Origin of the sequence: Bradyrhizobium sp. UNPF46, from assembly GCF_006658625.1 — a bacterium.
Classification (GTDB): Bacteria; Pseudomonadota; Alphaproteobacteria; order Rhizobiales; family Xanthobacteraceae; genus Bradyrhizobium; species Bradyrhizobium nitroreducens.
Genome location: NZ_LFJB01000003.1, coordinates 122562 through 145931 on the forward strand (window position 1 = coordinate 122562; position 23370 = coordinate 145931).

Annotated in this window: 21 protein-coding genes; 12 read left to right on the forward strand and 9 right to left on the reverse strand. The window is 65.1% G+C overall.

Features of this window, described 5'->3' with window-relative positions; translation table 11 throughout:
• Nucleotides 1–9: 9 nt before the first annotated feature.
• A complete protein-coding gene (locus UNPF46_RS01920; protein ID WP_142248853.1) occupies nt 10–927 on the reverse strand; it encodes a LysR family transcriptional regulator in 918 nt (305 codons plus the stop codon).
• 144 nt (nt 928–1071) lie between these two features.
• Between UNPF46_RS01920 and UNPF46_RS01925 the strand changes: the two genes are divergently transcribed.
• On the forward strand, nt 1072–2145 hold the full coding sequence (locus UNPF46_RS01925) for a tartrate dehydrogenase (protein ID WP_100178515.1): 1074 nt from the start codon (nt 1072–1074) through the stop codon (nt 2143–2145).
• A 100-nt stretch (nt 2146–2245) separates the two neighbouring features.
• On the opposite strand, the gene UNPF46_RS01930 is transcribed toward UNPF46_RS01925, so the two are convergent.
• A complete protein-coding gene (locus UNPF46_RS01930; RefSeq protein WP_142248854.1) occupies nt 2246–3193 on the reverse strand; it encodes a LysM peptidoglycan-binding domain-containing protein in 948 nt (315 codons plus the stop codon).
• Between the two features lie 145 nt (nt 3194–3338).
• Nucleotides 3339–3956, reverse strand: a complete 618-nt coding sequence (locus UNPF46_RS01935; RefSeq protein WP_142248855.1) for a CGNR zinc finger domain-containing protein — start codon at nt 3954–3956, stop codon at nt 3339–3341.
• A gap of 119 nt (nt 3957–4075) precedes the next feature.
• Here UNPF46_RS01935 and UNPF46_RS01940 point away from each other — a divergent pair, with 119 nt between their 5' ends.
• Nucleotides 4076–4927, forward strand: coding sequence for an alpha/beta fold hydrolase (locus tag UNPF46_RS01940; protein ID WP_142248856.1), 852 nt, complete (start codon nt 4076–4078; stop codon nt 4925–4927).
• 103 nt (nt 4928–5030) lie between these two features.
• Here UNPF46_RS01940 and UNPF46_RS01945 read toward each other — a convergent pair whose 3' ends face one another.
• On the reverse strand, nt 5031–5750 hold the full coding sequence (locus UNPF46_RS01945; RefSeq protein WP_100178511.1) for a hypothetical protein: 720 nt from the start codon (nt 5748–5750) through the stop codon (nt 5031–5033).
• A gap of 287 nt (nt 5751–6037) precedes the next feature.
• On the opposite strand from UNPF46_RS01945, the gene UNPF46_RS01950 reads away from it, so the two are divergent.
• Together UNPF46_RS01950 and UNPF46_RS01955 are read left to right on the forward strand one after the other, a co-directional pair.
• Nucleotides 6038–6961 (forward strand): ABC transporter ATP-binding protein, encoded by a 924-nt coding sequence (locus tag UNPF46_RS01950; protein ID WP_142248857.1) that lies wholly within the window; start codon nt 6038–6040, stop codon nt 6959–6961.
• A complete protein-coding gene (locus tag UNPF46_RS01955) occupies nt 6958–7719 on the forward strand; it encodes an ABC transporter permease (RefSeq protein ID WP_100178509.1) in 762 nt (253 codons plus the stop codon). The genes UNPF46_RS01950 and UNPF46_RS01955 overlap by 4 nt, the downstream gene beginning before the upstream one ends.
• A 53-nt stretch (nt 7720–7772) precedes the next feature.
• On the opposite strand, the gene UNPF46_RS01960 is transcribed toward UNPF46_RS01955, so the two are convergent.
• Nucleotides 7773–8096, reverse strand: a complete 324-nt coding sequence (locus tag UNPF46_RS01960) for a hypothetical protein (RefSeq protein ID WP_142248858.1) — start codon at nt 8094–8096, stop codon at nt 7773–7775.
• Between the two features lie 338 nt (nt 8097–8434).
• On the opposite strand from UNPF46_RS01960, the gene UNPF46_RS01970 reads away from it, so the two are divergent.
• Nucleotides 8435–9220, forward strand: coding sequence for a L,D-transpeptidase (locus UNPF46_RS01970; RefSeq protein ID WP_246668580.1), 786 nt, complete (start codon nt 8435–8437; stop codon nt 9218–9220).
• Nucleotides 9221–9222: 2 nt separating this feature from the next.
• Here the strand turns inward: UNPF46_RS01970 and UNPF46_RS01975 are convergent, their stop codons facing one another.
• A complete protein-coding gene (locus UNPF46_RS01975; RefSeq protein ID WP_181769728.1) occupies nt 9223–10485 on the reverse strand; it encodes a hypothetical protein in 1263 nt (420 codons plus the stop codon).
• Nucleotides 10486–10614: 129 nt separating this feature from the next.
• On the opposite strand from UNPF46_RS01975, the gene UNPF46_RS01980 reads away from it, so the two are divergent.
• Nucleotides 10615–11628, forward strand: a complete 1014-nt coding sequence (locus tag UNPF46_RS01980; RefSeq protein ID WP_142248861.1) for a glycerophosphodiester phosphodiesterase — start codon at nt 10615–10617, stop codon at nt 11626–11628.
• Nucleotides 11629–11734: 106 nt separating this feature from the next.
• On the opposite strand, the gene UNPF46_RS01985 is transcribed toward UNPF46_RS01980, so the two are convergent.
• Entirely contained in the window at nt 11735–14014 is a 2280-nt protein-coding gene (locus UNPF46_RS01985; protein WP_142248862.1) for a fused MFS/spermidine synthase, read from the reverse strand.
• A gap of 217 nt (nt 14015–14231) precedes the next feature.
• On the opposite strand from UNPF46_RS01985, the gene UNPF46_RS01990 reads away from it, so the two are divergent.
• A complete protein-coding gene (locus UNPF46_RS01990) occupies nt 14232–15842 on the forward strand; it encodes a phytoene desaturase family protein (protein WP_142248863.1) in 1611 nt (536 codons plus the stop codon).
• Nucleotides 15843–16319: 477 nt separating this feature from the next.
• On the opposite strand, the gene UNPF46_RS01995 is transcribed toward UNPF46_RS01990, so the two are convergent.
• Nucleotides 16320–16475 (reverse strand): Flp family type IVb pilin, encoded by a 156-nt coding sequence (locus tag UNPF46_RS01995; protein ID WP_091961919.1) that lies wholly within the window; start codon nt 16473–16475, stop codon nt 16320–16322.
• Between the two features lie 163 nt (nt 16476–16638).
• Between UNPF46_RS01995 and UNPF46_RS02000 the strand changes: the two genes are divergently transcribed.
• Entirely contained in the window at nt 16639–17526 is an 888-nt protein-coding gene (locus tag UNPF46_RS02000; protein ID WP_100178502.1) for a 50S ribosomal protein L11 methyltransferase, read from the forward strand.
• A 119-nt stretch (nt 17527–17645) separates the two neighbouring features.
• Here the strand turns inward: UNPF46_RS02000 and UNPF46_RS02005 are convergent, their stop codons facing one another.
• Complete coding sequence (locus tag UNPF46_RS02005) at nt 17646–17825, reverse strand: hypothetical protein (RefSeq protein WP_100178501.1); 180 nt, start codon at nt 17823–17825, stop codon at nt 17646–17648.
• Between the two features lie 187 nt (nt 17826–18012).
• Between UNPF46_RS02005 and UNPF46_RS02010 the strand changes: the two genes are divergently transcribed.
• From UNPF46_RS02010 to UNPF46_RS02025, 4 genes are all read left to right on the forward strand, one after another.
• Nucleotides 18013–19842, forward strand: coding sequence for an aminopeptidase P family protein (locus UNPF46_RS02010; protein WP_142248864.1), 1830 nt, complete (start codon nt 18013–18015; stop codon nt 19840–19842).
• Nucleotides 19843–20080: 238 nt separating this feature from the next.
• A complete protein-coding gene (locus UNPF46_RS02015; protein ID WP_100178499.1) occupies nt 20081–21358 on the forward strand; it encodes a multidrug effflux MFS transporter in 1278 nt (425 codons plus the stop codon).
• A gap of 157 nt (nt 21359–21515) precedes the next feature.
• Complete coding sequence (locus UNPF46_RS02020) at nt 21516–21959, forward strand: hypothetical protein (protein WP_142248865.1); 444 nt, start codon at nt 21516–21518, stop codon at nt 21957–21959.
• A 25-nt stretch (nt 21960–21984) separates the two neighbouring features.
• A complete protein-coding gene (locus UNPF46_RS02025) occupies nt 21985–23343 on the forward strand; it encodes a radical SAM/SPASM domain-containing protein (protein ID WP_142248866.1) in 1359 nt (452 codons plus the stop codon).
• Nucleotides 23344–23370 lie beyond the last annotated feature (27 nt).

Below are 23370 nucleotides of genomic sequence, written 5' to 3' on the forward strand. Positions count from 1 at the left end.
CTTAAACCGTCACGCCTCCCGCGCATAGCTGCGCAGGCGCGCCCCCAGCACGGCAAGAATCGCGTCGCGGGCCGGATCGCGCGAGCCGCGCAGCCATGCGGCGGCGAGCGGCAGCCGGCCGACGGGACCGGTCTGCTTCGGCCGCAGCGGCACGAAGCGCACGCCAGTCACCGCCATCCGCGCGGTCCAGCGCGGCACGATCGCGACGCCGAGCCTGGTCGCGACCAGATTGATGATGGTCTGCTTCTCGTCGGCGACCTGCACGATGCGCGGCGTGAGGCCCGCCTGCTCGAACAGCTTGATGGTGAGGTCATGACTATGCGGCCGCGAGCGGCGGTCCGGCACCAGCATCGCCTCGTCGGCGATGTCGGCCAGCGCGACCCACTTGCGCGCCGCCAGCGCGTGACGTTGCGGGAACGCGACGATCGCGGTCTCCTGCAGCAGATCGCGGAATTCGAGCCGCTTGTCGGCACGTTCGGGTGGGCGGACGAAGGCGAGGTCGAGCGCGCCGGTCAGGATCTTCGGCAGCAGCCGGACGGTCTTGTCCTCGAGAAGCTGCACCGCGACCTCGGGATGCTTGCCGCGGAAATCGCGCAGCAGCGGCGGCAGCAAGCCCGCCGCGGCGCTGTCGATGGCACCGATCCGCAGCCGCCGCGCGGCGCCCGCGCGCGAGCGGTTGCGCAGATTACTCTCGACCGCCTCGACCTTGGCGAGGATCGCGCGGGCATCGCGCAGCAGCGTCGCGCCGTCCTCGGTGAGCGACACCGCGCGCGTCGTCCGCGCGAACAGCCGCGTGCCCAGATCCTCCTCCAGCAGCCTGATCTGGCGGCCGAGCGCCGACGGCAGCATCTGGAGCTGCTGCGCCGCGCGGCCGAAATGCAGCTGCTCGGCCGCCGCCACGAAGCATCGGAGCTGATGCAATTCCATCCCGCAATCCCCATCCACGCGATGATTATATCATTTTTTTGTATAAACCAGCGGCAATTGAGTTGCCCCCGCGCTCGCCCTAGGCTCGCCGCCGGGCGCAGATGGACGGATATGCGGGCGCCATTTCTCACACGGAGCAAATCCATGCGCACCCATTCGATCGCAGCCATTCCCGCCGACGGCATCGGCCCCGAGGTGATCTCGGCCGGTGTCCGCGTGCTCGAAGCGCTCGCCAAGCGCAGCGGCGACCTCGCCTTCAACGTCAAGACTTTCGACTGGGGCTCGGACTATTACAAGAAGCACGGCGTGATGATGCCGGCCGACGGCCTCACTGAGCTGAAGAAATTCGACGCGATCTATTTCGGCGCGGTCGGTGCGCCTGACGTGCCCGATCACATCACGCTGTGGGGCCTGCGCCTGCCGATCTGCCAGGGCTTTGACCAATACGCCAATGTGCGCCCGACCAAGATCCTGCCGGGCGTCGCCTCGCCGCTGCGCAACGTCGGCGTCGGCGATCTCGACTGGGTGATCGTGCGCGAGAATTCGGAGGGCGAATATGCCGGCATGGGCGGCCGCGCCCACAAGGGCCTGCCGGAAGAGGTCGGCACCGAAGTCGCGGTCTTCACCCGCGTCGGCGTCACCCGCATCATGCGCTATGCGTTCCAGCTCGCACAGTCGCGGCCTCGCAAATTCCTGACCGTGGTGACCAAGTCGAACGCGCAGCGCCATGGCATGGTGATGTGGGACGAGATCGCGGCCGAAGTCGCGACCGAATTCCCCGACGTCACCTGGGACAAGATGCTGGTCGATGCCATGACGGTGCGCATGACGCTGCATCCGAAGAGCCTCGACACCATCGTGGCGACCAACCTCCACGCCGACATCCTCTCCGACCTCGCCGGCGCGCTGGCCGGAAGCCTCGGTGTCGCGCCGACCGGCAACATCGATCCGCAGCGCCGCTTCCCCTCGATGTTCGAGCCGATCCACGGCTCGGCCTTCGACATCACCGGCAAGGGCATCGCCAATCCGGTCGCGACGTTCTGGACCGGCGCCCAGATGCTCGAGCATCTCGGCGAGACGGATGCGGCGTCGCGGCTGATGAAGGCGGTCGAGCGTGTCTGCGCGGCGGGCGTGTTGACGCCAGATGTCGGCGGCAAGGCGACGACGAAGGAAGTGACGGATGCGGTGATCGACGCGATCAACGGATCGAACGTGTGAGGCCATTGCCTCTATCAACGCCAGCCCAGGGGCTGGCTCGCTCCGCCTCCCCCGCTTGCGGGAGAGGGAGCGCACCGCGTGCGTGGCTACGGGTGAGGATCTACTTCCGCTTCGCGGTAGCCGCCGGCGGCGGCGTCACCATCGCCGAAGCAGGCTCGGGCGGCATCAAATGCCGCGGCACGATGATGGTTTGCCCCGGGGTGAGCGTCGCGTTCTCCGCAAGCGAATTGCTCTGCGCGAGCGTCCACAGCGGCACGCGATTGGCGGCGGCGATGCTCTCCATGGTGTCGCCGCGGCGCACCGGCACCCGCACGCCGCTGTCCCACAACTCGACCAGAGTGTCAGCGGGCACGAGATAGCGCAGCGGCACGGCATCGGCCTGGGTCTGCGGCGGAATGCGCGGCAGCTGCGTCACCATCGCGACGATCTGGCGATGGATGTCGTCGGACTTCTCGATGTTGATGTGCGAGACCCGCGCGTTTTCCTTCAGGTCGTAGCTCGCATAATGGCCGCGAAAGCCGGGCACCGCCACGACATCGCCGCCGCCGAGCACGCTGTCGGACAAGAAGATGTTGATGAAGCGCTCGACATTGAGCGGCACGTCGCCGGTCGCATGCGCGGGATCGATGGCGATGACGAGGCTGATCGGGATGTTCTCCTTGGCCGCCATCTCGGAAATGACGATCGAGCACAGCCCGCCCATCGAATGCCCGATCAAGACGATCGGCGCCGGGCTCTCCTTGTAGCTGGAGATGGCGCGATCGCCGATCCATCGGCAGATGGTGAATTCATAGACGTCGGCTGAGAAGCCGGCCTGCGTCAGTTTCTCGGCGAGCCGGTCCATGCCGGTCGAGAAGATGGGGCCCATGGCGCCGCGGAACAGGTAGATCTTCGGCGGCGGCAGCGGCTCGAATGGCGGAGGCGGCGGCGCAACCGGCATGGCGGCCGCAGCTGGCTTCGACTTGGCGGGTGAAGCGGCGGCAATGCCGGGATCCAGGGCGAACAGCGCAATGGCTGCCAGCACGACGAGGCGCCTCAGATCAATCATCAGTCCAGCAGTCCCACCACGGGAGGCAGAGGCCTCCCCTCGGGGCTTAGTGACGAGCGATTTGGTGCATTTTGGGGCGCGGGAACTGGGGCACGCGCCCCATCAAGGACCCGTGACCTCGTGGACGGGGACACTCTCGGCGCGGTCACTGTCTGTTCCTGAGACGGCTGCGATGCGCGGCCTGCTTGGCGCGATTGCCGCAGACCGCCATGATGCACCATCGCCGTGCGCGCCTGCGGGTGTGGTCGGCGAACAGCATCGTGCAGTTATGACCCTCGCATGCCTTCACGTCGGAAAAATCCTCGTCGCAGACGAACTTCGCCATTGCCTCGCCGATAGGCAGCAGCAGGGAGTCCGGCGACCGCCAGCGGCGCTTCATGCGCAGCGCGAGCACGCCGCCATCGTCCGGCCCGGGCTCGATCCGCCTGAACATTTCGTCGCGCTCGAGCAAGCTGTTCAGCGGACCGAGTTCGCGCAGTCCATCCACCGCCAGCGGCCGGCCCGCATGCTTGCGCACGAAGCCGCGAAACCACTCGCGCAAGGCACGGGCCCGATCGGCGACCTTGTCGAGCTCGCCCGGCTTCGCACGCGCCTTCAGTTCGTCCAGCTCCTCCGCCGGCACCAGCTTCGCCTGGGCCAGCCAGTCGATCAGGCCATCGCCGTCGTCGAGCCAGTCGACAGGCGTATCGACCGGCGTCGCCACCGAGTTGAGGAAATCAAGGCCGAGCGAGTCTGCGATGAACATCGCGGGTGGTCTGTCCATGGGCGGTCCCTGAAGCAAGCTCACAAAGATGTAACCTATTAAAATGGCATTGACAAGTTACCTCAGGAGAAGATAACCCTCAATTACGGATTTAACAGGTTAGTTCCATGGAGATGGCTATGACCCCAACCACCTATCGCACCGCCGATGTCGATGGCTTCAAGGTGTTCTATCGCGAGGCCGGCCCCAGGGACGCGCCAAAGCTGCTGTTGCTGCACGGCTTCCCGAGCGCCGGCCACATGTTCCGCGATCTCATCCCGCTGCTCGCGGACGGGTTTCACATCGTGGCGCCGGACCTTCCCGGCTTCGGCAAGTCCGACATGCCCGCGCGTGAAACCTTCCGCTACACGTTCGACAATCTCGCGCAGGTGATCGAGCGCTTCACCGAAGTCATCGGCTTCGATCGTTTCGCGGTCTATGTCTTCGACTATGGCGCGCCGACCGGCTTCCGGCTCGCGCTGCGTCACCCCGAGCGCATCACCGCCATCATCTCGCAGAACGGCAACGCCTATGAAGACGGGCTCAGCGACGGCTGGTCTCCGATCAAGGCCTATTGGCAAGATCCCACGCCTGCCAATCGCGACGCGTTGCGCAGCCTTCTCACGCCGGAGGCAACGCGCTGGCAGTACACGCATGGCGTTCCTGATCCGGCCACCGTGTCACCGGACGGACAGAACCTCGACAATTTCTATCTGGCGCGCCCAGGCTCGGACGACGTGCAGCTCGACCTATTCGGCGATTACAAGAGCAACGTCGCGCTCTATCCGGCCTTCCAAGATTATTTCCGCAAGCACAAGCCGCCGTTCCTGGCAGTCTGGGGCAAGAACGATCCGTTCTTCATTCCGCCCGGCGCGGAGGCGTTCAAGCGCGACAATCCCAACGCCGTGGTGCAGTTCTTCGACACCGGCCATTTCGCGCTGGAGACGCATGCACGGGAGATCGCGCACAGCATTCGCGCGTTCCTGAAATGACGGCGGGAGGCACGATGGCGCGCAGGCTCGCTCGCGAGCTTCACACGTGCAGGCATTGTCATCAAAAGAGTGCTGCGCGACGGATCCCCTCGCGCAGACCGGCTCAGTTCCTTGCCGGAGCCGTCGCCGCCGCCGAGCGCGCCTGACGCGGCGCCCCCTGTTCGGCAACCGGCAGCGCCGGCGCACGCGAGCGCATGATCGCGGCGTCGATCTCGGCGATGACGCGGCGCTGGATCGCCTCGTTCTTGTCGATCGAGATGTGGCCGACGCCGGTGCCGCGCACGTCGACATTGTCGAGCTTGCCGCGGAACCCGTTTGCGGCGCGCACCGGCTCGCCGGGACCGTCGCCGATATAGATGTTGATGTAGCGCTCCGCCCCGGTCGAGAGCTTGGTCTTGAACACGGAGTCGAGACCGATCGCGAGCTTCACGGGCACGCCGAGCTGATTGAGCTTGGCGATCATGTCCGGCAGCGCGGTGGCGCCGGAGGAATGGCCGACCAGGACGATGGTCTTGAGCCGGCCGGCCTTGTAGGCGGTCGCGGCTTCATCGGCGAGCGAGGACCATGAGACGAAGTTGGCGACCGTCACCGGGATGCCCTGCGCCTGCAGCCGGGCGCCGATGGTGTCGAGGCCGAGCGAAAAGATGTTGAGCACGCCACGGAGCAGATAGACATGCGTGGTCGCGACCTGAGCCTGGCTCGGGGCCGCCCGGGCCGGGGTCGGGCTGATGGCAACAGCTGACAGCAGGAGCAGGCCCATCGCCCAGACGCGGAGGGCGGACAACTGGCTGGCGCCGGCGGTGTGACGGCCGTTCGGTCTCATCGATCTTTTCCCTGGGGACAATACGCTTTGCGATTGGCCGGAATCGTAGCCACGGCGCGCTCGCAGACGCAACAAAGAGCCGCGTGAATGGCAATCTTAGCCACAGCCCGTGACCATCGCGCAACACCTGCCCGAAACCTGCCACCGAAGAGCCTGTTTTGAGACCATTTTTCTCCGGGCAATTGCGGCCGGGCAAGGCCATTCCTATCTCAGGGCTCCGCTGACCCGCCCTCCCGGCAGGTTCCAGCCTCCCCTCCCCAGCCCCGCCCCTCAGCCCTGCGGCCATCATGTCCTCCATCATTTCCGTCGCCAATCTGTCGAAGACCTATGGGTCCGGCTTCAAGGCGCTCAAGAACGTCAATCTCGATATCAAGCGAGGCGAGATCTTCGCGCTGCTCGGGCCCAACGGCGCCGGCAAGACCACGCTGATCTCGATTATCTGCGGCATCGCCAATCCGAGCGAAGGCAAGGTCCTCGTCGGCGGAGAGGACATCCAGATCTCCTACCGCAAGGCGCGCTCGCTGATCGGCCTGGTGCCGCAGGAGCTCCACACCGACGCCTTCGAGAGCGTGTGGGCGACCGTGAGCTTCTCCCGCGGCCTGTTCGGCAAGCCGAAGAACCCTGCGCACATCGAGAAGGTGCTCAAGGACCTCTCGCTGTGGGACAAGAAGGACAACAAGATCATCACGCTCTCCGGCGGCATGAAGCGCCGCGTGATGATCGCCAAAGCGCTCTCGCACGAGCCGCAGATCCTGTTCCTGGACGAGCCCACAGCCGGCGTCGACGTCGAGCTGCGCAAGGGCATGTGGGAGGTGGTGCGCACGCTGCAGCAATCCGGCGTCACCATCATCCTCACCACGCATTACATCGAGGAAGCCGAGGAGATGGCCGACCGCATCGGCGTCATCAACAAGGGCGAGATCGTGCTGGTCGAGGACAAGGCGACCTTGATGCAGAAGCTCGGCAAGAAGCGGCTGACGCTGCACTTGCAGAACAAGATCTCCTCGCTGCCGGAGAGCCTTGCCCATTACGAGCTCGACCTCTGCGATAGCGGCGCGACGCTGGTCTACGACTACGACACCAAGGGCGATCGTACCGGCATCACCAGCCTGCTCAGCGACCTGCGCAACGCCGGCATTCGCTTCAACGATCTCGACACGACGCAATCGTCGCTCGAGGACATCTTCGTCGACCTCGTGAGGACGTCATGAACCACCGCGCCATCCGCGCCATCTATCTGTTCGAAATGGCGCGCACCTGGCGCACGCTGCTGCAAAGCATCGTCTCGCCGGTGGTCTCCACCTCGTTGTATTTCGTGGTGTTCGGCGCCGCGATCGGCTCGCGCATCAGCCAGGTCGAGGGCGTCAGCTACGGCACCTTCATCGTGCCGGGCCTGATCATGCTCTCGGTGCTGACACAGAGCATCGCCAACGCCTCGTTCGGCATCTACTTCCCGAAATTCACCGGCACGATCTACGAGATCCTGTCGGCGCCGATCTCCTATTTCGAGATCGTGCTCGGCTATGTCGGCGCCGCCGCGACCAAGTCGATCATTTTGGGCCTCATCATCCTGGCCACCGCCGGCCTGTTCGTGCCGCTGCACATCCACCATCCAGTCTGGATGCTGGCCTTCCTGGTGCTGACGGCGGTGACGTTCAGCCTGTTCGGCTTCATCATCGGCATCTGGGCCGACGGCTTCGAGAAGCTGCAGATGATCCCGATGCTGGTGGTGACGCCGCTGACCTTCCTCGGCGGCAGCTTCTATTCCATCGACATGCTGCCGCCCGCCTGGCGCACGGTCGCGCTGCTCAACCCGGTCGTCTATCTGATCTCCGGCTTCCGCTGGAGTTTTTACGAGATCGCCGACGTCAGCGTCGCCGTCAGCATCGGGATGACGATTGCCTTTCTGGTGATCTGCCTGGTCGTGATCTGGTGGATTTTCCGCACGGGGTACCGGCTGAAGAACTGATGGCTGTCATTCCGGCGCGCCCGAAGGGCGAGCCCGGAATGACGACCGAAGACTCACCGATAGCAATGGAAGCGGTGGTAGCCGTCGTAGTAGCCGCGGCAGCGGCGGTAATGACGGTGGGGAATGCCGAGCGCACCTTCGACTGCGCCAACGGCGCCGCCGACACCGGCACCAACGACGCCTCCGACCGCACCGCCCACGGGGCCGGCGATGCGGTTGCCTTCATAGGAGCCTTCTTGGGCGCCGCGCACGATGCCTTGGGCGTGGCCGGGATGCGGCAACACCAACAGCGCGAGCAAGAGGGTGGCGGCCGCGAACAACAGGCGGCCGGGCAAGCTGGCCGGCAGCTTGGCAGCGGCGATATGGGCTTTGTTCATTTTCGGTCTCGGGGAAAGGCCTGGAGGGAAGCGAGTGGCAGCGGCCACGCGCCAGGGGTGACCATCATCAACGCACCGAGCGGCCGAATGGTTGCGCCATTGTGACGAATTGTCGGCGTTGTGAACGCGCGCGCTCGCGAAAATGTCAGTACCGGCGCCCGCCGCGCGGCACAAAGCGGCCTTGCTTACGTCAGGCATCACGTTAACGATGGCCGGAAGGTTACCTTTGCAAGCTGCTGGAACGGAAGCCGGATTGCAGGCATATTGCAGGCCGGGGGACGGAGAGCCGCGGCGCCTTATGTGAACAGGCCGGAGCCAGAACTCAAATGCGTTTCCAGATGCGTCCATTTTTCATTGCTTTCACATCCCTGATGCTACTCGGCGCAGGCAGCGCGCAGGCCAAGGTCGAGATCACCGTCGACAAGGATAATCAGCAGATGACCGTCGCGGTCGACGGCGTCGCGCGCTATCACTGGCCGGTGTCGACCGGCATCCCCTCGCGCGAAACGCCGAACGGCTCGTTCCGCACCTTCCGCATGGAGGAGGATCACTACTCCAAGGAATTCGACGACGCGCCGATGCCGCACGCGATCTTCTTTACCAAGGTCGGGCACGCCATCCACGGCACGGACTCGGTCGGCCGGCTCGGCTCGCCGGCCTCGCACGGCTGCGTGCGGCTGTCGCGTCAGAATGCCTCGACGCTCTATGCCCTCGTGCAGCAGCAGGGCGTGCTCAACACCACGGTGACGTTGACCGGCTCGGCGCAGGTGGCGCTGGCGCGCAATCCGCGCGGCCGCACCAACAACGCGGTGGCCCGCGCTCCGCAGCAGCCTGCCGAAGAGCAATACGCCACCACCGGCGATCCCGTGAACCTGACGCCGCCGGCACAGCCCGCCCGCCGGTACATGCCGCAGGACGACAGCTACATCTATCCGGCCGACGGCACCGACACCGGCGCGCGTTATCCGGCACCGCGCTCGATCACGCGCCCCTACGGCACGCAGGCCTATCAGCAACTGCCGCAGCCAACCTACGACCAGGGCTACGGGCAGCAGGGCTACTATTATCAGCAGCAGCAGCCTCGCCAGTACTATCAGCCGCGCAACTACTACTACCAGAACTGAGGCTATCTGAACGCGGCATCGCCGCGTTCGACGATCTTTCGCGCCGCATCGACGAAGGCCCGCGCGACGGGCTCGAGGATCTCGGGCCCGGTCGCGCCGAGATCATCCGACGGCGTATGGAACGTGCGATGCCGGCCGGCCATGCCGAGGAAATTGGCGTAGCCCGCCGCGTGCACGTCGCGCAACTCGCCGACCGCCTGTTTCTCCGTCACCAGGCGCTTCGCCGCGACCCTGGCGAAGGCCTCGTCGGTCAGAGCGACGGCGGACTTGCTGAGCACGAGATAGCGCTCTTCCTCGGGCCGGTCGGTGCGGACGCCTTCCGCAAAGGCGTAGCACGCGTTCGACGATCCGAAATGAATCCACGCCAGCGTGTCCTTCGGCGCCGGCGCCCCCTTTTTCAAGAACAGCTCCATGCCGCCATGGCCGATCTCGTGGCCGGCGGTGGCGATGAAGACGAGATGCGCCGGCCATTTCTCGGCAGTAGCGGTGCGCGCCAGCGCGAGAAAGTTGGCGATTCCGGGACCGCGCTCGCAGACGCAGGAATACCAACCGGTCATCGGCGTGGAGACGACGATGGTCGGGCCGCGGCCGGCTCCGATCTCCGCAAGCACGTTCCGGCCGGCGACATCGCGCTCGTAATGGCCCTTGACGTCGAAGGTGACAGGCATGCCTGCGGCGAGCGCGCGCTCGAACTCCGCGCGCGACTTGGCGCCGACCACCATCACCGGCACCGGCCAGGGCGAATCCTCCTGCGTGACGTTGTAGGCGAAGCGATCGTCGGCGGGGTTGCCGATCATCAGCAGGATCGCCGCCGGCTTCTTCGCTACCGCTTCGTTGATGGCGGCACGATGGGTCGGCCCCAGATAGGCGCCGCGATCGAACGGCAGATCGAGCAACAGGATCTTGCCGGCGACATCGCTGTCGCGTGCGAGCGGCGCGGACAAATGGAAGCTCGCCCGATCCTCCGGCGGCCACCAGAATGGTGTCGCTTCAACCGTCGTGCCGGCAACTTCGGCGCTGGCCTGCTCGACGACATATTGCCGGCCGAGCACGACGGGCTGAAAGCTGACGTCGAAACCCGCCCGCTTCATCTCGCCGGCGATCCAGTCCGCGGTCGCGCGATCGCCGGTCGAGCCGAAGCGGTGCAGGCCGAATGAGGCATAGCGCGACACGTCTTCATAGAGGCTCGCGCCCGAAAGCACATCCCTGGCTGCCGCCTGTCCGACCATGAGAACCGCCATTGTTGCGATGAAGACCAGCCGCATGTGAGTGGCTCCCTGAACCTTATTTTTGCCGCGCAGTTTCCGCCTTCCGCGGCCGCCGTCAACCGCGAGACTGGACGAAGCGCGCAAAGATTTCATAAGCTGCTATCTTCTCGAGCGCTGCGAACCCCGATGCCGTCACGCACCACGACCATTCTGACCGTGCTCTCGGTTCTCACTGCGGGCCAAGCCATCGCAGGAAAAGCCATCGCAGGACAAACGATGGGATTTGACATCGAGGCGCATCGCGGCGGACGCGCGTTGTTACCGGAGAACACTCTGCCGGCCTTCGCCAACGCGCTGTCGATGGGCGTGGACACGCTGGAGCTCGACGTCGGCGTGACCGCGGACGGCGAGATCGTCGTTTCACATGAGCGCGGGCTCAATCCGGATCTGGCACGGGATGCGGGCGGCGCCTACATTGCTCCGCCCGGCACGCCCTTCCTGAAATTGCGGCTGGACGAGATCAGGGCCTATGACGTCGGCCAGATCCGGCCGGACAGCGCCTATGCGAAACAATTCCCGGACCAGCGCGCCCTGCCGGGGACGCGCATTCCCACCCTGAGCGAGCTGTTCGCCTTGGTGCGCAAATCCGGCAATACAAATGTGCGCTTCAACATCGAGACCAAGATCGATCCAAACCGTCCGGACGAGACACTCGATCCGCAAGGCTTCGTCTCGAAGTTACTGGGACGGATCGAGGCCGAAAGATTCTCGGACCGCGTCATGGTCCAGTCCTTCGACTGGCAGACCTTGCAGCTCGTCCAGCAGCAGGCGCCGAAAATTCCGACGGTGTACCTGACGCTGCAGCGCGGCTCGGCTCCAACCATCGCGCTCGACAAAGCGACCAGCTGGACGGCGGGTTTCAGCCCGGCCGATCACGGCGGCTCGCTGCCGCGGACGATCAAGTCTGCGGGCGGCGCGATCTGGTCGCCCTATTTCGGCGATGTGACCGCGACGCTTGTTTCCGAAGCCCATGCGCTCGGACTGCGCGTGGTGGTCTGGACGGTCAACAAGCGTGACGACATGGCCCGGATGATCGAGTTCGGCGTTGACGGGATCATCTCGGACAGGCCAGACCTGTTGCGCGAGGTCGCGGGCGAGAAGGGAATTGCGCTGCCCGCGGGGACGCCTGTGGCGCCGTAGCGTCCCGCCGCCTTGTAGCCCGGATGGAGCGGAGCGCAATCCGGGGCCGCTCGCACGTTGGACGCAATCCCGGATTACGCTTACGCTCCATCCGGGCTACGGAGCATCACTCCCCGTCCCGCAAGCGCCGGTACAGCGCGCCGAGGATGTTGGAGTAGTCGTCGGTCCACACCCGGACCCTGTCGTCGGCTTCAGTCTGCTCCCATGACTTGGAGGCGGCGAGCCGGCCGATGTCGGCGTCCTCGCGCGCGGAGATGACGACGTCGGTCGAGAAGATATAGTCCGCATCTCGCCCGGAATCCTCGTTGAAGACCCAGCTCTTGAGATCATTGGCGTCGGCGATGCCGACCACGACAGTCTCGAGATCGAGGTGGCGGTTGGACACATGCATCACCACGGCGCCATGCGGGGCAAGCTTGTCCTTGTAGATCTTCATCGCCTCTTCAGTGGCGAGATGGATCGGGATCGCATCGGACGAATAGGCATCGACGATGATGAGATCGTAAGCGCCGTCCGGCTCCTTGGCGAAGGTGAGGCGCGCATCGCCGATCACAGGCTTCAGGTCCGGCAGGCAGCTCGAGATGTAGCGGAAATTCTTGGGGTCGCGCGCGGCATCCACCATCGACTGGTCGATCTCGAAGAATTTCCAGTCTTCGCCGGGCTCGGCGGCGCAGGCGAGCGTGCCCGATCCGACGCCGATCGCCGCGACCTTGAGCGGCGCGCCCTTGCGCTCGCGGATCGCGCTGACGGCCTGACCGATGCCGCCGTCCTTGTGATAATAGGTGATCGGCTCGGGCCGGCGGGTGACCGGGGTGCCGTCATTGTTGCGGAAGCGCTCGGCGCCGTGGATAGTCGTGCCGTGCATCAGCACGTGGAAATAGCCGCCGGGCGTCTCCACGATCTTGTGCACGCCGAAGAAGCTGCGCACGGTGGTGACGCGGCCCTCGTCCGCCGGATAGATCCGGATCAATGCCAGCGCCAACGCGACGGTGGCAAAAATCTTCCAGCGGCTCACATTGAGCGCCAGTGTCAGCAGCGCGGCGAGCACGCCGACCGAGCCTGCGACCCAGACGCGGTGATCCTCGAACCAGGTCGAGAGGTTGCCCGTGGTGTAGGACGGCGCAACGAGCGCCACCGCGAGCGCGGCGAGCGCCAGCCAGTACCATTTGACGATGCCGGCGAGGCGCTCGTTCGTGGGCGGGCGGCACAGCGCGGCGAACGCGATCAGGATCGGATATTCAGCGATCCAGGAGAACGTGAAGGGCGCGACGAGGCCGGCAAAGAGGCCGCCGACCATGCCGCCGAACGACAGCGCGACATAGAATCCGGTGAGATATTTGGCAGCCGGCCGCGTCCGCGCCAGCTCGCCATGGCAAGCCATGGCGATGACGAAGAAGCAGAGTTGATGACCGCCGAGCGTCAGCAGCAAATTCTGCTCGCCGCCGAAAGCGAGCAGCACGACGACGCCCGCGATCGCGACCGGCTGGAGCATCAGCATCCATGTGTGCGGCAATAGCGGCCGCGACTGGAACACCACCACCCAGGTGAGCAGATACAGCGACAGCGGCAGCACCCAGAGCAGCGGCGCCGCCGCGACGTCGGTCGAGATGTGCGCGGTGACGGCGATGAGCAGGCCGGACGGCACCGCGGCCAGGAAGATCCAGCGCAGCCGCATCACGAGGCCGGGCGCCGGCGCATTGATCTCCTCGGTTCGCGCGTCGACCACTGCAAGCTTCGGCGAACGCAGCAGCAGCACGCCGCAGGCGGCGATCAGGAGAAGCAGCAGGCCATAGCCGCCGGTCCACAACCGGTTCTGGGTGTGCAACGTGAATATCGGCTCCAGCAGGAACGGATAGGACAACAACGCGAGGAAGCTGCCGATGTTGGAGGAGGCGTAGAGGAAATAGGGATCGTGGCCGGCGGGATGGCCGGTGCGGACGAACCAGGCCTGCAGCAGCGGGTTGTTGGCGGCGAGCGCGAAGAACGGCAGCCCGATCGAGACCACGAACAGGCCGAGCAGCCAGACCGCATAGCCCGAAGCCGGCGGCTCGCCATAGGCCGAGGCAATGCCGAGCGGCAGCGTGGCGAAGGCCGCGATCAGCAGCACCAGATGCACCGCGACCGGAATGATCCGGTTCCTCGCCTGCATCAACAGATGCGCATAGGCATAGCCAGCCAACAGCAGCGACTGGAAGAACACCATGGCCACCGACCACACCGCCGGCGAGCCGCCGAGCCGCGGCAGCACCATCTTCGTGAACAACGGCTGTACCGAGAACAGCAGCAGCGCGCTGACGAAGATCGCCGCGGTGTAGACCGTCAGCAGCAGCCGGTTGCGCGAGGCGGACGGCTGCTCCGTGGCGGCGGGTTGCACGATCGAATCCATGGAAGCTCCGGCTCAAACCCCGGCGGGCGCCGGACGCGCGCAATGGAGCACAAGCCGCCTGAACGGGCAATAAAGGGGCTCGTGATGTTGCAGCGAGGAATGCTTGATATACAGATGTCATTCCGGGGCGATGCGAAGCATCGAACCCGGAACCTCGAGATTCCGGGCTCTCGCTACGCGAACCCCGGAATGACGGTAGACCGGGCCTTGCATCCTCATGACCGAAACCGACGTCCTCATCATCGGCGCTGGCCATAACGGCCTCACCTGCGCGGCCTATCTCGCGATGGCGGGTTTGCGCGTGCGCGTGGTCGAGCGCCGCGAGGTGGTCGGCGGCGCCGCGGTCACGGAGGAGTTTCACCCGGGTTTCCGCAATTCGGTCGCGGCCTACACTGTGAGCTTGCTCAATCCGCAGGTGGTCCGCGACCTCGGCCTCGCCGAGCAGGGACTGCGCATCGTCGAGCGGCGTGCCCAGAATTTCCTGCCCGCGCCCGACGGCAGCTATCTCCTCACCGGCGAGGGACGGACGAAGGCATCAGTCGCGCGGCTGAGTGCGCATGACGCAGGCGCGCTCGACGGGTTTTCACGCGAGCTGGAAGATATCGCCGACGTGCTCAGGCGGTTCGTGCTCCGTGCGCCGCCGAACCTCGTCGATGGTCTTGGCACGGCGGCCGTCCGCGAAGGCATCAACGCCTTCAAGACCGCCAACATCCTGCGCGGGCTCACCCTGGAGCAGAGCCGCAGCCTGCTCGATCTCTTCACCCGCTCCGCCGGCGAGATGCTGGATGAGCGCTTCGAGCAGGATCTGGTCAAGGCGCTGTTCGGCTTCGACGCCATCGTCGGCAACTATGCCAGCCCCTACGCCGCGGGCTCGGCCTATGTGATGCTGCATCACGCCTTCGGCGAGGTGAATGGCAAGAAGGGCGTCTGGGGCCATGCCATCGGCGGCATGGGCGCGATCACGCAGGCGATGGCGCGCGCCGCCAAGGCGAGGGGCGTCGTGATCGCCACGGATGCCGGCGTGCGCGAGGTGATCGTCGAGCGCGACCGCGCCGTCGGCGTCGTGCTGGAGAACGGGGAGACGATCCGCGCGAAATATGTCGCGGCCAACGTCAATCCAAAACTGCTCTATACGCGGCTGATCGCAGCCGACGCCCTGCCCCAGGACTTCCTCGCGCGCATCAAACACTGGAAGAACGGCTCCGGCACCTTCCGCATGAACGTGGCGCTGGACCGCCTGCCCTCCTTCACCGCGCTGCCCGGTGAAGGCGATCACCTCACCTCCGGCATCATCCTGGCGCCGAGCCTCGGCTATATGGATCGCGCCTGGCTCGATGCGCGGGCGCAGGGCTGGAGCCGAGAGCCCGTCGTCGAGATGCTGATCCCCTCCACGCTCGACGACACGCTGGCGCCTTCAGGAAAACACGTCGCGAGCCTGTTCTGCCAGCACGTCGCGCCGGAGCTTCCCGATGGAAAATCGTGGGACGAGCATCGGCACGAGGTCGCCGATCTCATGATTGCAACGGTGGATAAATACGCCCCGGGTTTTGCCGCGAGCGTGCTGGGCCGTCAGATCCTGTCCCCGCTTGATCTCGAACGGCAGTTCGGCCTGCTCGGCGGCGACATCTTCCACGGCGCGCTGAGCTTGAACCAGCTGTTCTCGGCACGGCCAATGCTGGGCCATGCCGATTATCGCGGACCCCTGAGGGGCCTCTACCATTGCGGCTCTGGCGCCCATCCCGGCGGCGGCGTCACCGGAGCGCCCGGCCACAACGCGGCGCAGGTGATCTTGAGCGATCACCGGTCGCTGTTCAAAAGCCGTGGGTAGGCCTGTGGATGGGCTGTGGAAAGGCTGTTGGCAGGGCTGTGGCAAACCTACCGTCGTCTTTCAACACAAGCCTGGATCAAGCTGTGGAAAGGGCGCGGGATAAAGAGGGTATAAAGCTGTGGATGGGTCGCGAATAGCGCGCGCACAGGCTGTGGACGTCGAGTGGTATCTCGCATGATCGACGAGAATAGAAACGCAAAAGATATCCGCTGGAGCGAGCAAGTTGCGGCGTCGGTCGCGGATGAATAGCTGGTCGCCAAGCTGATTGCGGAAGATCAGGCCGAACGGGCGCGCCGGATCGTCGCCCAAGACATTCGTCTGCGGCGTCAGGCCACCAAATTCGGACTGAGATTCGACCGGCCTGCCTGCGAGAACCGGCCCAAAACGACCTCGCCCGCCGGAGGCAATTCCCCGCGCGGGCGCTCGTCAGGCTCAGCCTATGAAGAAAGTGTCCCCGCTGGGAAATGAGGACGGAAATTACTTCAGGGAGCTGCTAATGGACGTGAACTTGTCGTTCAGGGTGACGCCCAGGCTGTTGACCACGGTAATGATCGCAAGAGCGATACCCGCGGCAATCAGACCGTATTCGATCGCCGTTGCACCGGACTCATCCGACCAGAACTTCTGAATCATGTTCTTCAAGACTCGCCTCCGTTTCAATTCCAAGCTGTGTTGGCTTAATTCAACATCCGGAAGGGTACGGAACACAAACTACGGCCCGGTTAACCCGGGAACCGCAACTTGTGGCGATAATTGGCCACAAAAGTTCCAAAAATTGAACTCAACGGAACCTTGAATGCAGCCTTCTCCCACCCATCGCGTCAGCTTTTCGATCGGTAGTGAAGCCGACGCCAGGCGCGTCGTCGACGTGCTCACCGAGATGTTCTTCGAGGGCGATGCGGCCGTTGCGGCCTTCGAACGCCCGGACGGAGAATGGGACGTCACGCTCCATTTCGCCGACGCGCCCGATCAAGCATGGCTACGCGAACTCATTGCAACTTCAGCAGGAAATGAGATCGCCGCGACGCTTGCCTTCGACACCGTCGAGGCCAAGGACTGGGTCAAGGCCAGCCTGGAAGATCTGGTCCCGGTCCCGGCCGGGCGCTTCGTCGTGCACGGCAGCCATGACCGCGACCGGGTGGCGCCGAACAAGCTCGCAATCGAGATCGAGGCGGCGCTCGCGTTCGGCACCGGCCATCACGGCACGACGCGTGGCTGTTTACTGCTGCTTGACCATGTCCTCAAGAGTTCCCGCCCGGCGAACCTGCTCGACCTCGGCACCGGGACGGGCGTGCTGGCGATCGCCGCGGCCAAGGCGCTGCACCGCGCCGTGCTCGCCTCCGACATCGATTTGCCCTCCGTGCGCGTGGCAGCTGAAAACGCCACCCTGAACAAAGTCGGCACGCATGTCCGGGTGATCCGTGCCACCGGCTTTGCCGCGCCGGACTTTGGACGCGCCGGTCCGTTCGACCTCGTTTTGGCGAACATCCTCGCCAACCCCTTGCGGCAATTGGCGGGCCCGATGGCGCGGCATCTCGCAACCGGCGGACGCGTCATCCTCTCCGGCCTGTTGACGCATCAGGCCCCCGCCGTGATCGCCGCCTATCGCGCGCGCGGCCTCGTGCCGCTGAAGCATCTGCGGATCGAGGGGTGGAGCAGCCTGTTGTTGAGGAAGATGGATTGAGCGAGGTGGCGCAGGATGGGCAAAGCGAAGCGTGCCCACCCTTTCGGCCTCGAATGAAGCAAACATGGTGGCCACGGCGCCAAGCGCCTTTACCCACCCAACGGCATTATAAATGCCGCCTATTCCGACGGCTTATCGTCCCGCCGCAGCGCGCGCTCGTGCTGCAAGCTGCGCTTGGCTCGGCGCTCGGCAATGCGGTCGATCACCTGGCTGATGACGCTGCGCGGCTTCTTCGGTACCGGAGCAGCCGGGCTGCGGCGCGCCGGCGGCGAAATCTTCTCAAACGTGAACGCTGGCATCGTGTGTCCCCTCGCCGTTGAGATGAACCACCTGCTCGAATTTCCCTGTTGTCCGGACGAAGCGCAACTGCCGCATCCTTCACTCCACTCAATTCGAATGGAACCATTCAAGCACAGTCCATGCCAGATGCGGCGCGAAATGCGTCCAGATTGCGGACTCGTCCCCATGATCCTAAAGTGATCCACCATGTTCGAAGCACACTTCCAGACATTCGAGGAGCCGGAGGCCGGCGTCGCATTGACGGCGCGGCTGGCGGCACTTCGCGAAGAACTCGCCCGTCGCAAGCTCACCGGCTTCGTCGTTCCGCGCGCCGATCAGCAGCAGAATGAATACGTACCGCCGTCGGAAGAGCGGCTGGCCTGGCTGACCGGCTTCACGGGCTCGGCGGGATTCGCGGTGGTTCTGAGCCAGGAAGCCGCATTGTTCGTCGATGGCCGCTACACGCTTCAGGCCGCCAAGCAGGTCGATGCAAAGGCCTGGGCCGTGGAATCGCTGATCGACCCGCCGCCGGAGAGTTGGGTCTCGGCGCATCTGAAGGCCGGCGACCGCCTTGGATTTGATCCGTGGCTGCACACTTTTGCGGCAGCCGAGCGCCTGTCCGCCGCCTGCGCCAAGGCCGGCGCCGAGCTCGTTGCCGTCGACAGCAATCCGGTCGACGCGATCTGGCAGGACCGTCCGCAGCCGCCGCTCGCCCCCGTCGCCGTCCACGGACTGCAGCATGCCGGCATCACGGAGGCCGAGAAGCTGAGGCAGATCAGAAGCGAGATCGGCAAGCTCGGCGTCGATGCACTGGTTCTGTCGGACAGCCACGCGGTCGCCTGGACCTTCAACATCCGCGGCGCCGACGTCGCCCACACCCCGCTGCCGCTGTCCTACGCGCTGGTGCCGAAAGACGGCCGGCCCACCATCTTCATCGACCACCGCAAGCTCTCCAACCTCACGCGCGACCATCTCGAGCAATCCGCCGACGTGCGCGAGCCCGATGCGATGGCGCCGACATTGATGGCGCTCGCCAAGGGCGGCGGGTCGATCGCTCTCGACAGCGCTACCGCGGCCGACGCGCTCGGCCGCCTGATCACGGGCGCCGGCGGCAAGCCGGTGCGCGGCAGCGATCCGATTGCGCTGCTGAAGGCGGTCAAGAACGCGACCGAGATCAAGGGTACGAAGACGGCTCATGTGCGCGACGCCGTGGCGCTGGCGCGCTTCCTCGCATGGGTCGATCGGGAAGCCCCCAGCGGCAAGCTGACCGAGATCGACGCGGTCGAGGCGCTGGAGACGTTCCGCCGCGACACCGGTGCGCTGAAGGACGTGTCGTTCCCGACCATCTCCGGCACCGGCCCGAACGGCGCCATCGTGCATTACCGCGTCACCCGCAAGAGCAACCGGCGGATCGCGCCCGGCGACCTCCTGCTGATCGATTCCGGCGCGCAGTACGAAGACGGCACCACCGACGTCACGCGCACCATGGCCGTGGGCGATCCGACGGACGAGATGCGCGACCGCTTCACCCGCGTGCTTCGCGGCCACATCGCGATCGCGCGCGCGGTCTTTCCGGACGGTACCACCGGCGCGCAGCTCGACACGCTGGCGCGGCAATATCTCTGGGCCGCCGGAATCGATTTCGAGCACGGCACCGGCCACGGCGTCGGCAGTTATCTCAGCGTGCACGAAGGGCCGGCGCGGATCTCGAAGCTCGGCACCACGCCGCTGAAGCGCGGCATGATCCTCTCCAACGAGCCGGGCTATTACAAGACCGACGGTTTCGGCATCCGTATCGAGAATCTCGAGCTGGTCGTCGCTGCCGAGATCAAGGGCGCCGAGAAGCCGATGAACGCCTTCGAGACGCTGACGCTCGCGCCGATCGACCGCCGGCTGATCGAGGTCGAGATGCTGAGCAAGGGTGAGCTCGACTGGCTCAATGCCTACCACGCGCGCGTGAGGGCCGAGGCGCGGCCGGCGCTGGACGCGGCGACGAAGGCCTGGCTCGATCAGGCGACGGCGGAGCTGACGGCATAGCGCGCATGGCGCCACGCGACTGGCGCAATGCTTGTTCCTAGCCTTCGCTGTCATTCCCCGCGCAGGCGGGGAATCCAGTATTCCAGAGGCAGGAGACGGCACGAGCAACGCGCCCAATCGGGCACCATCGTGCCCGCATCATAACCGTCCCAAAATCCGAATAGCCGCATTCCGAAACGCCGATATCCGTCTTGCGCGGGCGCGCTACAGTCGATTCGAATTCGAAAGACGGACGTTTATGCACGGCATGATCAGCAAGCCGCCGAGAACGGCGACCAACCTTGCGACCTCGCGCGCGGTGTTGCTGCTGCTGGTCGTCATGACCGGGATCGCGCCGATCTCGCTCTACATCCTGGTTCCGGCACTGCCGGTGCTGGCGACGAATTTCGGGCGCGACATTTCGATCGCGCAGATGACGGTGTCGCTCTACATGGTCGGCATCGCGCTGTCGCAGCTCATCATGGGGCCACTGTCGGATAGATTCGGCCGTCGCCCGGTGCTGCTGGGCGGCCTCGCGCTGATGGTCGTGGCGAGCGTCGGCTGCATCTTCGCCGAGACCCTGCCGCAATTGATCGCCGCGCGCTTTTTCCAGGCGCTCGGCGGCGCCTCCGGGATGGTGATCAGCCGGGCCATCATCCGCGACATCTACGAGCGTGACCGCGTCGCCTCCATGATCAGCCTCGTGGTCGCCGCGCTGATGATCGGTCAGATGGTCTCACCGCTTACCGGCGGCCTGATCGAGACCGCGTTCGGCTGGCGCGCGATCTTCTATGCCGTCACGGCCGGCGCGCTTACGGTTACCGTCGGCATCGCACTGGCGCTGCCCGAGACGCGCCGCGACCGCGCGGTCGGCAGCGGCGGCTTTCGCAGCGACGTCGGCACGCTGGTCAAGAGCCGCGCCTTCATCGGCTATGTGATGTGCCAGGTGCTGGCCTCGCAGATCATCTTCACCTTCGCCGGCGGCGGTCCTTACATCGTCGTGACGCAGATGGGCCGCAGCAGCGCCGAATACGGCGCTTGGTTCGCAACGACCGGATTTGCGTATCTCGTCGGCAACCTGCTCTGCGTGCGCTTTGCGCCGAGGCACTCGCTGGAGAGGCTGATCTGGTTCGGCCTCGCGCTCCAGCTTGCCGGCAGCCTGTTGAACCTGCTGTGGAGCCTTGCCGGCTGGAACGAAGCTCCGGCCTGGCTGTTCGGCACGCAGATGATCGTGATGGTCGGCAATGCCTTCGTGATGGCAAATTCCGCCGCCGGCGCGATCAGCATCCGCCCCGAGGCCGCCGGCACCGCGTCGGGCGCCATGGGCTTTCTGCAACAGGGCATCGGCGCGCTGATGTCGCAATTCGGCGCCTATCTCGGTGGCCACTCCGTCACGACGCTGCCGCTGACCTCGGCCGTCCTCGCCATCTCGCTGCTATGTGCCTGCATGATGATCTTCGTCGTGCCCCGCCGCGAATTGGTGGTGAGCAAGACGTTGATCGAGCAGGCGGAAGAGGAAGAAAGCGGGGTGATGTGAAGTGGCGGACGGACTCCGGCAGTTCCGATCCAGCACCCGGTTACCACAACCAAAGCGCATAGACAGGCAATAGACTCCCGCATGGGTTGACACAGGTCAATGCGGGCTGGCCGACCTTCGAAGAGCCTAATGGCGGATTCGAGCAGGGAGGAAGGTCATGACCGAACGCAGCGCCGGCTACGACATCAAAAGCGCAATCGATCCTCGAGACGTCGCCAACATGCTCGAGGCGATGAAGCAAATCGGTCTCGATATCTCGGTCCCCGCCGTCAACGAAGAAGCCCGGATCGGCAACGTCCTGTACGCCAGCGGCGGCTGCGACCCGCACGACTGCTCCGGCTTCAAGCCGGGAAGCTGCAGCGGCGTCACATGCCCCACGAAGTCCAGCGCCTGCCCCACCGAAGCATGCTCGACCAAAGTCTGCGCCAACCATACGTGTCAAAGTGTGAGTTGCGGAAAGGTCTCCTGCAACAACTACCACCATTGGGAATCGCGGGCATCGACACTCGGCGCCCTGACCGAAGTGATGTCCAGGCTGCCGGCCGGATCCTGGTCGCAGCTGTCATCCCGTCCGCTCTCAGGACCCGATCTCGCGACCTGACGGTCCATGCCCGGCGACACCGACAATGAAGATCTCGGCCTATAATTGTCTGACCTCATCCTTCGCTCCGGGCAAGCATCTCGCGTTCAACGCGCTGACCGGAGCGTTCCTGTCGCTCGATGCCGAACGGCTCGACGACTACGAGGCCCTGCTTGCGTCGATCGAGACGACAGGGAGCCCACCCGAACCCGTCAGGCCGTTTCAGAAGACCCTGATCGAGAACGGTTTCGTCATTCCGGACGAATGCGACGAGCAGGCCGAAATCAGCAACCGCTATTACGGCGGCAAGGCCGCCTCGCGTGGCCTCGGCCTCACTATCGCGCCGACGATCACATGCAATTTCGGATGCGGCTATTGCTTCCAGAGCCATTCGAACACCCGTATGGACGATGCAAGGATCGACGATCTGCTGGCGTTCGTGGACGCCCGGCTGGAAGCCGGGACGTCACTCAACGTCACCTGGTTCGGCGGTGAGCCGCTGGGCGCATTCGATGTGATCGAAAAACTGGCTCCCCGGCTTCACGCGCTCGCGATGGAGCGCGATTGCACGTTCGGGCACAGCATCATCACCAACGGCTATCTGCTGACGGAGTCACGCGCTGCCTTCCTGGCAAGTATTCCGGGCTTCGGCGATGCGCAGGTCACGCTCGATGGTGCACGGAGGCATCACGACATTCGTCGACCGACCCTTGCCGGCAACGGCACCTTCGATCGCATCCTGGACAATCTGGTGGCCGCGGCCCGGCATATCCCGATCCTGGTGCGCGTGAATGTGGACCATCGAAACGTCGACGGTCTGGAAGAGCTGCTCGATGCGCTCACGGAACGCGGATTGCGCCACGTCGGCGTCTATCTCGGCCATGTCTGGCACTACACCGACGAGGTCGGCGCGACTGATATCCTGACCAAGGAGGAGTTCGCGGCCATCGAGACGCAATTCAAGTTCCTCAAGTTCCGCAAGGGATTCGCCAGCGGGGCCATGTTGCCGCAACCCAAGCGCGGGGCGCTCTGCTCGGCGGACAGCAACAACAGCTTCGTGCTCGGCCCGGGCGGCGGCATCTTCAACTGCTGGAACGAAGCGCACCAGGATGCGCGTCAGGCGCTGGGTCGCTATAGTCCGGCGACGGAGCCGCAGCCCAACGAAGTCAAGCAGCAATGGGCGGGGTATGAACCATCAGCCAAACCCGCGTGCCGGAGCTGTCACGTCGCGCCGCTGTGTATGACGGGCTGTCCTTGGGAAGCGGCGAAAGTGACCGACACAGGCGACTGCATCTCGGCGCGCTTCAATCTCGCCGACCAATTGCGGTTGTACGATCTCGAGCAATCCGTGGCACTCGCGGATAAGACCAGGCAACAATCGGCAGGGGCCGCCGGGATCGCCTGAGGCCGGGGAAGGTCACGGCGCCGGCGG